The organism is Mitsuaria sp. MSU3D (genome assembly GCF_056867975.1).
Window position 1 is genome coordinate 3,203,592 of record NZ_CP200314.1, and the last position, 15,446, is coordinate 3,219,037.

The 15,446-nt window shown below is 67.4% G+C and carries 9 protein-coding genes and 5 tRNA genes; 1 reads left to right on the plus strand and 13 read right to left on the minus strand.

Features of this window, described 5'->3' with window-relative positions:
- Positions 1-58: 58 nt before the first annotated feature.
- The 6 genes from AC1VNM_RS13935 to AC1VNM_RS13960 all read right to left on the minus strand — a co-directional run bounded on the left by AC1VNM_RS13935 (position 59) and on the right by AC1VNM_RS13960 (position 9,649).
- Positions 59-2,833: a 2-oxoglutarate dehydrogenase E1 component gene (locus tag AC1VNM_RS13935; RefSeq protein WP_483107310.1), complete on the minus strand. Its 2,775-nt coding sequence runs from the start codon at positions 2,831-2,833 to the stop codon at positions 59-61.
- Between the two features lie 273 nt (positions 2,834-3,106).
- Positions 3,107-4,648, minus strand: coding sequence for a methyl-accepting chemotaxis protein (locus tag AC1VNM_RS13940; protein WP_483107311.1), 1,542 nt, complete (start codon positions 4,646-4,648; stop codon positions 3,107-3,109).
- Between the two features lie 370 nt (positions 4,649-5,018).
- Positions 5,019-5,972: an NAD(P)H-dependent flavin oxidoreductase gene (locus AC1VNM_RS13945; protein ID WP_483107312.1), complete on the minus strand. Its 954-nt coding sequence runs from the start codon at positions 5,970-5,972 to the stop codon at positions 5,019-5,021.
- 67 nt (positions 5,973-6,039) lie between these two features.
- Positions 6,040-7,833: an acyl-CoA dehydrogenase gene (locus AC1VNM_RS13950; protein WP_483107313.1), complete on the minus strand. Its 1,794-nt coding sequence runs from the start codon at positions 7,831-7,833 to the stop codon at positions 6,040-6,042.
- Positions 7,834-7,935: 102 nt separating this feature from the next.
- Entirely contained in the window at positions 7,936-8,865 is a 930-nt protein-coding gene (locus AC1VNM_RS13955) for an electron transfer flavoprotein subunit alpha/FixB family protein (RefSeq protein WP_483107314.1), read from the minus strand.
- Positions 8,866-8,893: 28 nt separating this feature from the next.
- Positions 8,894-9,649 (minus strand): electron transfer flavoprotein subunit beta/FixA family protein, encoded by a 756-nt coding sequence (locus AC1VNM_RS13960; protein WP_483107315.1) that lies wholly within the window; start codon positions 9,647-9,649, stop codon positions 8,894-8,896.
- A gap of 285 nt (positions 9,650-9,934) precedes the next feature.
- Between AC1VNM_RS13960 and murI the strand changes: the two genes are divergently transcribed.
- Positions 9,935-10,780: a glutamate racemase gene (murI, locus tag AC1VNM_RS13965; protein ID WP_483107316.1), complete on the plus strand. Its 846-nt coding sequence runs from the start codon at positions 9,935-9,937 to the stop codon at positions 10,778-10,780.
- Between the two features lie 36 nt (positions 10,781-10,816).
- On the opposite strand, the gene AC1VNM_RS13970 is transcribed toward murI, so the two are convergent.
- From AC1VNM_RS13970 to lon, 7 genes are all read right to left on the minus strand, one after another.
- Positions 10,817-12,109, minus strand: a complete 1,293-nt coding sequence (locus AC1VNM_RS13970) for an MFS transporter (RefSeq protein WP_377152586.1) — start codon at positions 12,107-12,109, stop codon at positions 10,817-10,819.
- A gap of 28 nt (positions 12,110-12,137) precedes the next feature.
- Positions 12,138-12,225: transfer RNA gene (locus tag AC1VNM_RS13975), tRNA-Leu, on the minus strand.
- Between the two features lie 100 nt (positions 12,226-12,325).
- Positions 12,326-12,401: transfer RNA gene (locus AC1VNM_RS13980), tRNA-Gly, on the minus strand.
- Between the two features lie 49 nt (positions 12,402-12,450).
- Positions 12,451-12,526 (minus strand) — tRNA-Gly (locus AC1VNM_RS13985).
- A 13-nt stretch (positions 12,527-12,539) separates the two neighbouring features.
- Positions 12,540-12,613: transfer RNA gene (locus AC1VNM_RS13990), tRNA-Cys, on the minus strand.
- A 90-nt stretch (positions 12,614-12,703) separates the two neighbouring features.
- Positions 12,704-12,779: transfer RNA gene (locus AC1VNM_RS13995), tRNA-Gly, on the minus strand.
- 215 nt (positions 12,780-12,994) lie between these two features.
- On the minus strand, positions 12,995-15,421 hold the full coding sequence (lon, locus tag AC1VNM_RS14000) for an endopeptidase La (RefSeq protein ID WP_377152584.1): 2,427 nt from the start codon (positions 15,419-15,421) through the stop codon (positions 12,995-12,997).
- Positions 15,422-15,446: the final 25 nt, after the last annotated feature.

Here is a 15,446-nt window from a genome sequence, read left to right on the forward strand (position 1 = left end):
CGGCGCTGATCACGCCTGGAAGGCGGCACCGTGCGATGCGCGATGCCGCCTTCGTCGTTCAGGACGAACGAGCTGGCGAGCGCCCCGGCACGGCGGTCTGCGGCACGAGCGCCTGGCGGACCAGCTCGGCCTGCTGCCAACGATGGATCACCGGCGAAGCCGTGGCGCCCGCCGCGGTCACGGCGCGGGAGACCTCGCACAGCCACGCGCCGTCGGGCAGGAGCGCCTCGAGCTCGTCGCGGACGAAGTGCCACGCGCCCTGGTTGCGCGTTTCCTCCTGCGTCCAGACGAGTTCCTCGAGGAGCGGGTACCGCCGCAGCACGGCCGACAGCGACTCGCTCGGGAACGGGTAGAGCTGCTCGACCCGCACCAGCGCGGTCGGGCCCGCCATCGGATCGGCGAGCGATCCGGCCATCGCCTGGCGCGCGCTCAGCAGGTCGTAGTGGACCTTGCCGCTGCTCAGCACGACCCGGCGTACACGACCCGCCTGTGCCTCGTCGAGGGTGTCGTCATCGAGCACCGGCTCGAAGCGGCCGGCCGCGAGCACGCCGACCGGCGTGTGGCTGCGCGGCTCCGCCAGCAGCACCGCCTTGGGCGTCATCACGATCAGCGGCTTGCGCACCGGATCCAGCGCCTGGCGCTGCAGCAGCGCCGCGTACTGGCCCGATGTCGACGGCATCGCGACGCGCAGGTTGTCCGCGCCGCACAGCTGCAGGATGCGCGCGAGGAAACCGTTCGAGTGCTCCGGCCCCACGCCCTCGTAGCCATGCGGCAGCAGCACGGTCAGCGCCGAGGTGTCGCCCCACTTCTCTTCGCCGGAGCTGAGGTACTGGTCGAGGTAGACCTGCGCGCCGTTGACGAAGTCGCCGAACTGAGCCTCCCACACCGTCAGCACATCGCGCGCGTGCACGCTGTGCCCATACTCGAAGCCCAGGACCGCTTCCTCCGCCAGCAGCGAGTTGACGACCTCCAGTCGCGCGCCCGCCGAGGCGAAGCGGGACAACGGCGTCCACGTCGAGGGCTCGCTCAGGCGCTTGTCCTCGTGCACGTCATCGCACGTGTGATCGCGCATGCTGCCGGCGGCCGCAATGGGCAGGCTCCCACCGGCATCGACCTCCCGCCGCTGGTGATGCCACACCGCATGCCGATGCAGGAAGGTGCCGCGCTGCACGTCCAGGCCGGAGATCCGCACGCCCGTCCCCGCGCGCAGGACCTGCGCCCAGGCGAGCGTCTCCGCCGTGCACCAGTCGGCGGGACGGCGGGCGTCATCGGCCATGCCGCGCCAGCGGCTGGCTTGATCGCGCAGCAGCGGGTGCGGCTCGAAACCTTCGGGCACCTGCGCCAGCGCTTCCAGCACGTCATGCAGATCGCCGATGGGGGCGTGCCCCTCCGGCCGCAGCGGCGCGTCATCGGCGATCGGTGCGGCACCTTCCAGCGGTCGCGACGGGTCGAAGGCATCGACCTGCGCGGCGATGGCCGCGGCTTCCCCGTCGCGGAGACGGCCCTCTGCCGCCAGGCGCCTCGCATACAGCGCGGTCACGCCCGGCTTCGCCGGCATGCGCCGGTACAGCGCGGGACTGGTGAGCTGCGGCACGTCGTGCTCCGAATGACCGAGGCGGCGGTACCCGACCAGGTCGATGACCACGTCGGTACCGAAGCGCGCACGGTAGTCGACCGCCAGGCGCGCGGCGCGCAGCACCGCCTCGGGATCGTCGGCATGGACGCGCAGCACCGGCGCGTCGACGCCTCGCGTCGCATCGGTGCAGTAGCGGGCGGCGCCCGCATCCATCGGGTTCGGCTCGGTGAAGCCCAGTTGATTGTTGATGACGACATGGATCACGCCGCCCACCTCGTAGCCCGGCTTCAGGCCGAGCGCCAGCGTCTCCATCACCACGCCCTGACCGGCAAAGGCCGCGTCGCCGTGCATCATCACGGCCATGCACCGGTCCGGTCGGTCACCCGCCGCGGAGCGCGCCGCGCGCGCCATGCCGACGACGACCGGATAGACGCTCTGCAGGTGCGACGGGTTGCTTGCCAGTCGCAGGCGCACGGCGCCGTGCGCGGTCTGCACGCGCGACGTGCCGCCGAGGTGATAGACGAGATCGCGCTGTCGTTCGGGATGCGCCGGCGCGGGCTCGAAGTAGTCGATCAACGCGTCGACGGGATGGCCCAGCAGGTTGGCCAGCACGTTCACACGGCCGCGATGCGGCATGCCCATCAGCACCTGGTCGACGCCCAGCGCCGCGCCAGCCTCCAGCACGGCGTCGAGCAAGGGCAGCAGCGCCTCGTTGCCCTCGAGCGAGAAGCGTTTGCCATGCGGAAAGCGATTCGCCAGATGACGCTCCCAGCCCTCCACGCGAGCGAGCCGGCGCAGCAGCGCGCGCGCCGCGTCGGCGGACAACGGCGCATCGTCCGACTCGAAACGCGCGCTCCACCACGAGCGGCGCGACTCGTCGCGCACCGCGCTCAGGTCGAGCGTCAAGGCGCCGCAGTACAGCGCGCTCAAGCGCTGGCGAAGCGCCCGCGCGTCCGCGACGCCGAGCACCGAGCCGCCCGCCTCGGCGACAGCGTCGTCGTCCGCGAGGTCGAATCGCGACAGGTCGAATGCACCGGCGTCCGATGCGGTCGGCGATCCGGCCAGCGGATCGAGCCGCGCATGGCGATGGCCCTGCCGGCGGAATGCGTCGATCAGCGCGGCGATGCCGGGCCGCAGACGCGGTGAAGAAGACGGTGAGGCGGCCGGCGAAGCGCTCGCGTCCGACGGATCGGTGTCGCGATCGAAACGGCAGCGGAGCGCCCAGGCGTGGCGCCCGAACGAGGTGTTCACGGACATGTCGACTCCCTTGACGTTGACTGACGCGGCTCGGATGAGCCCTGCTCGTCACGCCTCCGGGCGACCCCGGCGCTCTGCGGCACCTGTGCCGATCCCTCGCGGCCCTCGCGGGCCGTCGATCAGTCGGCGGTCGGATCCTCCCGGGCTGCGCGACCTCCGGCTCTGCGGCCGGTCCCGTCTCCAGTCCCCTCCAACCTGACGCGACGGCGCTCGGCCGCCGCTCACGGATTCAAGACGCGATCACGGCGCGTTCATGCGTCGCGCGCGGCGGCCTCATAGCGCGAAGGCGCGCACGGCGTCGTTGAGCTGATGCGCCTGCTCCTGCAGGGCGCGCGCGGCGGCGGTGCTCTGCTCGACCATCGACGCGTTCTTCTGCGTCGAGTCGTCCATCTGCACGACCGCCGCATTGACCTGCTCGATGCCGGCGCTCTGCTCGCGGCTGGAGGCGCTGATCTCGGTCACGATGTGGCTCACGTGCCGGATGCTGCCCACGACCTGCTGCATCGTCTGGCCGGCCTGTTCGACCATGCGGCCGCCGGCCTCGACCTGCGAGACCGAGTCGTCGATGAGCCGCTTGATCTCCTTGGCCGCCGTCGCGCTGCGCTGCGCCAGGCTGCGCACCTCCGACGCCACGACCGCGAAGCCGCGGCCCTGCTCGCCCGCGCGCGCCGCCTCGACCGCCGCGTTGAGCGCGAGGATGTTGGTCTGGAACGCAATGCCGTCGATCACGCCGATGATCTCGACGATGCGGCGCGACGCCGCAGAGATCGAACTCATCGTCTGCACGACCTGGCCCACCACCTCGCCGCCCTGCGTCGCGATGCCGGACGCGGACGAGGCCGAGCGGTCGGCCTCGCCGGCGTTGTCGGCGCTCATCCGCACCGATGCGGTCAGCTGCTCCATCGCCGACGCGGTTTCCTCCAGCGCCGCGGCCTGCTGCTCGGTGCGCGCCGCCAGATCCTGATTGCCCTGCGCGACCTCCTGGGCCGCGTTCGCGATCGTGTCCGCGCCCGTGCGGACCTCGGTGACGATGCGATGCAGGTTCTCGACCATGTTCTGCAGCGCCGCCATCAGCCGCGCCACCTCGTCCTTGCCGCTGGCGCGGATCCGGTAGGTCAGGTCGCCGGCGGCGACGCGCTCGGCCAGCTCGATGGCGCCCTCGATCGGCTGCGTGATCGACCGCGTGATGAAGAACGCGGTCGCCACGCCCATCAGCAGCGCCAGGGCCGACGCGACGATCATGTCGAGCTTGGCGCCCTGGGAGCGCTCGTTGGCCTCGGCCACGTCCGCCGCCATGCGGGCGGCCTGGAAGTCGACCATCTTGTCGATCAGCGCGTAGTAGCGCGCCTGCGGCCCCACCATCTGATCCTGATAGACCGCCATCGCGCCGTCGCGGTCGCCCGCGGCCAGCAGGTCGAAGATCTTGCGCACCACCGCGCCGTAGTCCTTGCGCGCCGCCGACTGCTCGGCGAAGAGCTGCTTGCTCTCGTCGTCCGCCAGCATCTTCTCGAGCTTGGCGAGGTTCTCCGAGTTGGTCTGACGGATGACGGCGTACTCGTCCATGTACTTCTTCGCCGCATCCGGCGTGCCGGCCAGCAGCAGCCGTCCGATGGTGATCGCGCCGCGGTCGCCCACGCTCTTGACCTGCGTGGTCAACGCGATCAGCGCGTAGCGGTCCTCGACCACCCGCCCCATCGTCGCGTTGACCCCGTCGATCACGCGGATCCCCACCCCGAGGATGACCAGCAGCAACACGAAGACGACCGCGAATGCCGCGGCAAGACGTGACCCGATCCGAACGTCGGCCAATTTCATTTGTTTGCTCTCCCTGACGACTGAATGTCTGGAGATGACACCACTGCTTACATTTCAGGTCTATCGACTCAGCAATGCGAAATTAGCATTCACGTTATGAAATCATCGGGCCGTGAAGTTTTCAACGGATCGGCGCCTCCACGGACCTCACGAGCGTTCGATTAGCAAATCAATGGAGCCATCAATCGCCCAATTCGGGCGATGAGCGCGCTTGCCCACCCCCGGATGAGGGGGCATTGCCCGCAAGCCGTGAACGGAAGCACAACGCGATGAGGTGCGAAGGGGGATGCAAGTGCCGATTGGTGGAGAAGCGCAGAAATGAAAACGCCCCGCAAGGCGGGGCGTGAGCTGCGGGAAGCGTCTCGCGCTGTCAGGCCAGCGCCAGGCGTCGACGCGCCGCCTGGTACTCGCGATCGAAGCGCGCCACCAGCTCGCCGGCCGGCAGCACCTCGCGGATCGCGCCGATGCCCTGGCCGCTGCCCCAGACATCCTTCCAGGCCTTCGCGCCCGTGCCGCCGAAGTTCATCTTCGTCGGGTCGCTCTCGGGCAGGTTCTCCGGATCGAGTCCGGCCTTCACGATCGAGCCCTTCAGGTAGTTGCCGTGCACGCCGGTGAACAGGTTGCTGTAGACGATGTCGTCGCTGTTGCTCTCGACGATCATCCGCTTGTAGTCGTCGGAAGCGCGCGCTTCCTCGGTCGCGATGAAGGCCGAGCCGATGTACGCCAGGTCCGCGCCCATCGCCTGCGCCGCGAGGATCGCGTCGCCGCTGGCCATCGAGCCCGACAGCGCCAGCGGGCCGTCGAACCACTCGCGGATCTCCTGGATCAGCGCGAACGGGCTCTTCACCCCGGCATGGCCGCCGGCGCCGGCCGCCACGGCGATCAGGCCGTCGGCGCCCTTCTCGATCGCCTTCTTCGCGAACTTGTTGTTGATGATGTCGTGCAGCACGATGCCGCCCCAGCCGTGCACCGCGGCGTTGACGTCCTCGCGCGCGCCCAGCGAGGTGATCACGATGGGCACCTTGTACTTGGCGCACAGGGCCATGTCGTGCTCGAGCCGGTCGTTGCTCTTGTGCACGATCTGGTTGATCGCGAACGGCGCGGCCGGCGACTCCGGATGCGCGCGGTCATGCGCGGCCAGCGTCTCGGTGATCTCGGCAAGCCAGTCGTCGAGCAGCTCGGCCGGGCGGGCGTTGAGCGACGGCATCGAGCCGACGATGCCGGCCTTGCATTGCGCGATCACCAGCTTGGGGTTGCTGATGATGAACAGCGGCGAGCCGATCACCGGCAGGCGCAGCGTGTTGAACAGCGGGGGAAGTGCCACCTGGGTCTCCTCTTCGATGAATCTGGATGCGACGGGGGCGGGACGCCTCGCGGCGTCCCGCGATGTCTCAGAACGCGTCGACGGGCAGCGCCATCACGCTGTCCGCGCCGTTCACGATCGCGTCGCGCTGCGCGGCGCAGCGGGGCAGGATGTGCTCGGCGTAGAAGCGCGCGGTGGCGATCTTGGCGTCCATGAAGGCGACGTCCTCACCGGTCGCCTTCAATTCCTGCGCGGCGAGCAGCGAGCGCGCCAGCTGCCAGCCCGCCATCAGGTTGCCGCCCACCATCAGGTAAGGCACCGAGCCGGCGAAGGCCGCATTCGGCCTGGCCTTGCCGTTGGCCGCGATGAAGTCGACGACCTCGACGAAGGCCGCGCGGGCCGCCGCCAGTTGCGTGCGCACCGCCTGCGCGTCGGCGCTGCCGTTCGCGGCCAGCGCGCCTTCGGTCTCCTCGACCTGCGCCGCCACGCTGCGCGCGAACGCGCCGCCGTCGCGCACCGTCTTGCGGCCGACCAGGTCGTTGGCCTGGATCGCCGTCGTGCCTTCGTAGATCGGCAGGATGCGCGCGTCGCGGTAGTACTGCGCCGCCCCGGTCTCCTCGATGAAGCCCATGCCGCCGTGCACCTGCACGCCCAGCGAGGTGACCTCCAGGCTCATCTCCGTGCTGTAGCCCTTCACCAGCGGCACCATGAACTCGTAGAAGGCCTGCGCCTGCTTGCGGGTCTCGGCATCCTCGTGGTGATGCGCCATGTCGTAGGCCGCGGCGGCGTCGATCGCCATCGCGCGGCAGCCTTCGACCAGCGCGCGCTGCGTCATCAGCATGCGACGCACGTCGGGGTGGTGGATGATCGCGGCCGGACCGGATGCGGAACCGTCGACCGGGCGAGACTGCACGCGGTCCTTCGCGTACTCGACCGCCTTCTGGTACGCGCGATCGGCCACCGCGATGCCTTGCACGCCGACGCCGAAGCGGGCCGCGTTCATCATGATGAACATGTACTCGAGGCCGCGGTTCTCTTCACCGATCAAGGTGCCGATCGCGCCGCCGTGATCGCCGAACTGAAGGACGGCCGTCGGGCTCGCCTTGATGCCGAGCTTGTGCTCGATCGACACGCAGTGCGCGTCGTTGCGCGCGCCCAGCGAGCCGTCGGCGTTCACCAGGAACTTCGGCACCAGGAACAGGCTGATGCCCTTCACGCCTTCCGGCGCGCCCGGCACGCGCGCGAGCACCAGGTGGACGATGTTGTCCGCCATGTCGTGCTCGCCCCAGGTGATGAAGATCTTCGTGCCGAAGATCTTGTAGGTGCCGTCGCCCTGCGGCTCGGCGCGGGTGCGCACCATCGCCAGGTCCGAGCCGGCCTGCGGCTCGGTCAGGTTCATCGTGCCGGTCCACTCGCCGGAGATCAGCTTCGGGATGAAGGTCTGCTTCTGCTCCTCCGAGCCCGCCACCAGCAGCGCCTCGATCGCGCCGTCGGTCAGCAGCGGGCACAGCGCGAAGCTGACATTGGCCGCCTGCACGATCTCGCCGCAGGCCGCGCCGATCGTCTTGGGCAAGGCCTGACCCCCATAAGCCTCCGGATGCTGCAGCCCCTGCCAGCCGCCCTCGACGTACTGCTTGAACGCCGCCTTGAAGCCCGGCGTCGCGAAGACCTCGCCGTTCTTCCAGTACGACGGGTTCCTGTCGCCTTCGACGTTCAGCGGCGCGATCACATCCTCGTTCAGCCTGGCCGATTCCTCGAGCACCGCCTGCGCGGTGTCCAGGCCGTGGTCGGCGAACGCGGGGATCTGCTCGGCGAGCGTCTGCAGGCCGGCCAGGGCCTGCATGTCGAACAGCATGTCCTTGATCGGGGCGCGGTAGGTCATGGGGGTTGTCTCCGGATGAAAAAAGGGCGCCGCGCGTCGTCGGCGGGCGCCCTTGGTCTTGTCGGCGACGGTCTTCGCCGTCGCGGTTCGTCAGCGTCCGATTTACAGCGCCTTGACCAGTTCGGGCACGGCCACGAACAGGTCGGCTTCGAGGCCATAGTCGGCCACCGAGAAGATCGGCGCTTCCGGATCCTTGTTGATCGCGACGATCACCTTGGAGTCCTTCATGCCGGCCAGATGCTGGATCGCGCCGGAGATGCCGGCGGCGATGTACAGCTGCGGCGCGACGATCTTGCCGGTCTGGCCGACCTGCCAGTCGTTGGGTGCGTAGCCCGCGTCCACCGCGGCGCGCGAGGCGCCCAGCGCGGCGTTCAGCTTGTCGGCCAGCGGGGTCAGTACTTCATTGAACTTGTCGCTGCTGCCCAGCGCGCGGCCGCCCGACACGATGATCTTCGCGGCGGTCAGTTCAGGACGATCGCTCTTCGTGACCTCGCGACCGACGAAGCTGCTCTTGCCGCTGTCGGCCACGCCGGACAGCGATTCCACGGCGGCGCTGCCGCCTTCGGCCGCGGAGTCGAAACCGGTCGTGCGCACGGTGATCACCTTGACGGCGTCGGTCGACTGCACGGTCGCGATCGCGTTGCCGGCGTAGATCGGGCGCTCGAAGGTGTCGGGGCTGACGACCTTGGTGATGTCGCTGATCTGGCCGACGTCCAGCAGCGCGGCGACGCGCGGTGCGACGTTCTTGCCGGAGGCGGTGGCCGGGAACAGCAGGTGCGAATAGTCCTTGGCGATGGCGATCACCTGGGCGGCGACGTTCTCGGCCAGGCCGTCGGCGAACTGCGCGCCGTCGGCGTGCAGGACCTTGGCGACGCCCGAGATCTTCGCGGCGGCCTGCGCGGCGGCGCCGGCGTTCGAGCCGACGACCAGCACGTGCACGTCGCCACCGATGGCGGCGGCGGCGGTGACGACGTGGTGCGTGGCGCCCTTCAGCGAGGCGTTGTCGTGTTCAGCGATGACGAGGATGGTCATGTCTTATCTCCGGATCTTGTTCTGCGGCTCAGATGACCTTCGCTTCGGTCTTCAGCTTCGTCACGAGGGTCGCGACGTCCGGCACCTTGATGCCGGCGCTGCGCTTGGGCGGCTCGGCGACCGACAGCGTCTTGATGCGCGGCGACACGTCCACGCCCAGGTCGGCGGGCTTGACCACGTCGAGCTGCTTCTTCTTCGCCTTCATGATGTTGGGCAGCGTCACGTAACGCGGCTCGTTCAGGCGCAGGTCGGTCGTCACGACCGCGGGCAGCGTCAGGCGGACCGTCTCCAGGCCGCCGTCGACTTCACGCGTGACGTTGACCTTGCCGTCGGCGACTTCCACCTTCGACGCGAACGTGCCCTGCGGCAGGCCCGTCAGCGCGGCCAGCATCTGGCCGGTCTGGTTGCAATCGTCGTCGATGGCCTGCTTGCCCAGGATCACCAGCTGCGGCTGTTCCTTGTCGACCAGCGCCTTCAGCAGCTTGGCCACGGCCAGCGGCTGCAGCTCGAGATCGGCGGCGGTCTCGACCAGGATCGCGCGATCGGCGCCGATGGCCATCGCGGTGCGCAGCGTTTCCTGGCACTGCGTGACGCCGCAGGAGACGGCGATCACTTCCGTGACCACGCCCTTCTCCTTCAGGCGGACGGCTTCTTCGACGGCGATCTCGTCGAACGGGTTCATGGACATCTTCACGTTGGCGATGTCCACGCCGGTTCCGTCACTCTTGACGCGCACCTTGACGTTGTAATCGACGACTCGTTTGACGGGGACCAATACCTTCATCGAAGCACTCCAAGCGGATTGACGTTAACGTTAATCAGATTCTATGGGAGCCCCGGGGCGCTCCCGTGTCTCCCAGCCGTCATGCGCCCCTGCTCCCGTCCCGGGCATCCCGGAAAACCGCGAGCGTCTCCTCGGCGCTGGCTCGAAAATAAAACGAACGATCGTTCTATTCTAGCCATAGCTTCGCGGCTGCCAAGCGGTTCACGGCAGGAATGAGGGATTCCTCTAGACTGCGCTCCCGATACGCCAGCACCACCGCCCCCAACGATCACGACCGCGAGTTCCGTGCCTCCTCCCTCCTCTCCATCGATCGCTCCCGCGAGTTCCCTTGACACCGACGCGCGCGTCCCCTGCATCGGGGTCTTCGATTCCGGCGTCGGCGGTCTCACCGTGCTGAAGGCGCTGCGCGAGCAGCTGCCCGATGTGCCGTTGCACTACGTCGCCGATACCGCTCACGCCCCATATGGGGATCGCAGCAGCGAGTACATCGTCGAGCGCAGCGTGCGCGTGGCCGAACGCCTGCGAGAGGTCGGCGCCCGGATGGCGGTGGTGGCGTGCAACACGGCGACGGCGCACGCGGTGCAGGCCATGCGCGAGCGCTGGCCGGACTGGCCGGTCGTGGGCATCGAGCCGGGCGTGAAGCCGGCCGTGGCCGCAACGCGCAACGGCCGCATCGGCGTGATGGCGACGACGGCGACGATCGCGAGCCGGCGTTTCGAGCAGCTCGTCGCGGCACATGCCAGTGATGTCGAGTTGATCAGCCAGCCCTGCCCCGGCCTGGTCACGCTGATCGAGCAAGGCGATCTGCGCAGCGCCGAGCTCGGCGATCTGATCGAGCGCTTCTGCGAGCCACTGCGGCGGGGCGGCGTCGATACGGTGCTGCTCGGCTGCACCCACTATCCGCTGGTGCAGGCGCGCATCCAGGCGGCGTTGGGCGACGGCGTTCAGTTGCTCAACATTGAGGACGCCGTCGCACGTCAGGCGAGGCGCGTGTGGGAAGGACTCGGTTTCGCCGCGTCAGGCCCCGCGGCGATCGTGCTCGAAAGCACCGGCGATCCCGCGCCGCTGCAGCACCTGGCGCGCGAGGCGCTCGGCTGGCGCGACGTGACGGCCACTCGCATCGCGGCCTGATCGACGGCCAGCGAGCTGACCGGCCTCAGATCAGGTTCAGATCAGCGCCCGCGCCAGTCCGCGCGTCATGTCGACGCGTCTGAGCAACCAGTAGCCGAGAACGAAGAAGACGCCGGTCGCGAGGATCGCGAGACGGTGATTGCCTGCCGTCAACACTGTGACGGCGCCGTAGGTCAGCGGACCGATGATCGCGGCGAGGCGGGTGGCGAAGGTCCACAGGCCGAAGAACTCGGCCAGGCGGTCGTGCGGCGCGAGGGCACCGGCGAGCGCACGGCCACAGGACTGGCTGGAACCCATGCACAGGCCCGCGATCACCGCAGCGATCCAGAACAGCCAGGCGCTCGTCGCCAGGAAGGCCAGCAGCGTCATGACCATCCAACCCACCAGCGTCACCGCGAGCGCGGGCTGGTGGCCGATGCGGTCCTCGTAATAGCCGAACAGGAACGCACCGACCGCGGAGGCGATGTTCACGAGGAACACCAAGGTCATCGTCTGCGCCTGTGTGAAACCGAGCGCCTGCTCCGCATAGACCGCAGCGAGCGCGATGACGACGGCGATTCCGGCCTGGTAGCTCGTGCCGCAGGCCAGCAGTCGCAGAAAATCGGGATAGGCACGTGCACGCTGCCAGGATGTCCATAGCTGGGAAAGACCTGACCCCATGCGAGCGGCGCGACGCGTGGCGCAGGGATCGGCGCGCTCGCGCAGCAGCAGGAAGGTGGGCAGCGCGGCGAGCAGGTACAGGCCGGCGGTGATCAGCATCGTGACCGGAACGAAATGGTCGGCCGTGTCCCCGCGCGCCTGGGCGCTCAGCACGTAGCCCAGGCACAGACCGAGCGCGAGCATCCCGCCGAGATAACCGAAAGCCCAGCCCCAGCCCGACACGCGGCCCAGCGCATCACGCCGCGCGAGTTCCGGCAGGAACGCCGCGATCAGCGATTCGCCGTAGGAGAAGAACACGTTGGAGAGCACGACCGCCGTGGCCGCCCACCACAGCTGGTCCGCGCCGAACACCGCGAGCGCGGCGGTCGACAACACGCAGCCGATCGTGCAGAGCCCCAGCAGCTTCTTCTTCGCCCCATGGGCATCAGCCCAGGCGCCCAGCCCTGGCATCGTCACCATCACGAGGAAGCTGGAGACGGCGATCAGCACGGTCCAGAGCAGCGTCGCCGACGGCTGGCCCTTGGCGATGACGCCGACGAAGTACGCGTTGTAGACGGCCGTCAGGACGACGGTCGTGTAGCCCGAATTGGCGAAGTCGTACATCGACCAGCCGAAGACTTCGCGCTTGCGAACGCCCGGGTTCAACAGTTCCTGCACAAACATGCCCATGTGCTGCAGTCTCTGGAAGCCGATCGCGTGGTGCCTCGAACGGGACTCGAACCCGTACGCCGGTTGAGGGCGGCGGATTTTAAGTCCGCTGTGTCTACCAATTTCACCATCGAGGCGCGACGACTCCGCATCGATTCCATGTCGGAGTGAGCGCGCATTATCACGGCGACCGACAAAGAAAAAAGGGAAGCCAAACTGGCTTCCCTTTGCAGGATTTGGAGCGGGAAACGAGGCTCGAACTCGCGACCTCAACCTTGGCAAGGTTGCGCTCTACCAACTGAGCTATTCCCGCATCGCAGGACAGCGGAGTGTTCAATCACCCCACCGACCTTTGGTGTCGTTGGAGCGGGAAACGAGGCTCGAACTCGCGACCTCAACCTTGGCAAGGTTGCGCTCTACCAACTGAGCTATTCCCGCAATGTCCATTCTTTGGAGGCGCGATCCGGAGTCGAACCGGACTGACCGGATTTGCAATCCGGGGCATAACCGCTTTGCTATCGCGCCCCAGAACCCTGGACGGGATTCTGTAGAAGCCGGATTTGGTTGTCCGACTTCGATAAAAAATGGAAGCCTGGGCTTCCATTTTTTTGAACCTGGAGCGGGAAACGAGGCTCGAACTCGCGACCTCAACCTTGGCAAGGTTGCGCTCTACCAACTGAGCTATTCCCGCAGGGTCTTCAACACACTGCCTGCTTCAACTGCCGTGCAATTCTTGCGAATTGCTTTGTCGTCGCTGCACCGTTTGCGCTGAAGCCGAGAGTATAGAACGGTTTTTGACGCTCTCGCAAGAGTTCGGCGACTTCTTTATGAAGATCGCCCAAGTGCCGATGTCAAAGCCCAAAGAAAAATGGCGCCCGAAGGCGCCATGTCGTGTCGAGCTCAGGCTCAGTGCTTCAAGGAGTCGCCCGCGTCAGGCTTCGGGTCCGCCACCTTCTCGGCCGGCGTCGCCGTCGCAGCGACCTCTTCCTCAGGCAAGGCCTGCGGATAGGTCTCGAGCGCCACTTCCAGCACGCGATCGATCCAGCGGACCGGCACGATCTCGAGCTGGTTCTTCACGTTCTCCGGAATGTCCTGCAGATCCTTGACGTTCTCTTCCGGAATCATGACCGTCTTGATGCCGCCGCGATGAGCCGCCAGCAGCTTCTCCTTCAAGCCGCCGATCGCCGTGACCTCGCCGCGCAGCGTGATCTCGCCGGTCATCGCCACATCGGCCCGCACCGGAATCCCGGTCAGCGCCGACACGAAGGCCGTCGTCATCGCGATGCCCGCGCTCGGACCATCCTTGGGCGTCGCGCCGTCCGGCACGTGCACGTGGATATCGCGCTTCTCGAAGAGCTCATCCTTGATGCCCAGCCGGCGAGCCCGCGAACGCACCACCGTGCGCGCCGCCTCGACCGATTCCTTCATCACGTCGCCCAGCGAGCCGGTGCGGATGATGTTGCCCTTGCCCGGCATCGCGGTGGCTTCGATGGTCAGCAGATCGCCGCCCACTTCGGTCCACGCCAGACCGACCACCTGACCGACCTGGTTCTTCTTCTCCGCACGGCCGAAGTCGTACTTGCGAACGCCCAGGAATTCGTTGAGGTTGTCCTCGTTGACGACCACCTTGCTGTCGTAGGCCTTCAGCTGAAGACCCTTGACCACCTTGCGGCAGATCTTGGAGATCTCGCGCTCCAGCGACCGCACGCCGGCTTCCCGCGTGTAGTAGCGGATCACGCCGCGGATCGCGTCTTCGGTGACCTCGAGTTCCTCATCCTTCACGCCGTTGTTGCCGCGTTGCTTCGGCAGCAGGTAGCGCTGGGCGATGTTGACCTTCTCGTCCTCGGTGTAACCCGACAGACGGATCACTTCCATCCGGTCCAGCAGAGCCGGCGGGATGTTCAGCGAGTTCGACGTCGCCACGAACATCACATCGCTCAGGTCGTAGTCGACCTCGATGTAATGGTCGGCGAAGGTGTGGTTCTGCTCGGGGTCCAGCACCTCCAGCAGCGCCGACGACGGATCGCCGCGGAAGTCCATGCCCAGCTTGTCGATCTCGTCGAGCAGGAACAGCGGATTGCGCGTGCCGACCTTGCTCAGGCTCTGCAGCACCTTGCCCGGCATCGAGCCGATGTAGGTGCGGCGGTGACCGCGGATCTCGGCCTCGTCACGCACGCCGCCCAGCGCCATGCGGACGAACTTGCGGCCCGTGGCGCGCGCCACCGACTGCCCCAGCGAAGTCTTGCCCACGCCCGGAGGTCCGACCAGGCACAGGATCGGCGCCTTCACCTTGTCCACGCGCTGTTGCACCGCGAGGTACTCGAGGATGCGTTCCTTGACCTTGTCGAGGCCGTAGTGGTCCTCGTTGAGCACCGCCTCGGCATTCGCGAGGTCGTGCTTGATCTTGGTCTTCTTCGCCCACGGCAGGTTGACCAGCGTGTCGATGTAGTTGCGCACGACGGTCGCTTCCGCGGACATCGGCGACATCAGCTTGAGCTTCTTGAGCTCGGACTCGGCCTTCTTGCGCGCTTCCTTCGGCATGCGAGCAGCCTGGATCTTCTTCTCCAGCTCCTCCATGTCGGCGCCTTCTTCGCCGTCGCCCAGTTCCTTCTGGATGGCCTTGACCTGCTCGTTCAGGTAGTACTCGCGCTGGGACTTCTCCATCTGGCGCTTGACGCGGCCACGGATGCGCTTTTCCACCTGCAGGATATCGACCTCATGTTCGAGCAGATCCAGCAGCTTCTCCAGCCGCTTGCCCACTTCGGACAGGTCCAGCACCGACTGCTTCGCATCGAGCTTGAGCGGCAGGTGCGCGGCGATCGTGTCGGCCAAGCGGCCGGCGTCGTCGATGCCGGCGATGGACGTCAGGATCTCCGGCGGGATCTTCTTGTTCAGCTTGACGTACTGGTCGAACTGCTGCGTCACGGCGCGGCGCAGGGCTTCGACCTCGGGCTGATCGTCGGCTTCGGGCGGAATGGGCACGACCTCGGCGGTGAAATGCTCTTCACCGTCCTCGATCTTGCTCGTCGTCGCGCGTTGCAGACCTTCGACCAGCACCTTCACCGTGCCGTCGGGCAGCTTCAGCATCTGCAGGATGCTGGAGACGCAACCCATCTCGAACATGTCGTCGGGCTTGGGTTCGTCCTTGCCGGCCGCCTTCTGCGCGACCAGCATGATCTGGCGCCCTGCTTCCATCGCCGCTTCCAAGGCCTTGATGGACTTGGGACGACCCACGAAGAGCGGGATCACCATGTGCGGGAACACAACCACGTCGCGCAGCGGGAGCAGCGGCAGCGTGATGGGTTCCGCGGGGAGGATCGGATGACCGGACATGAAAACCTCTCTTTCTCAAGCCCAT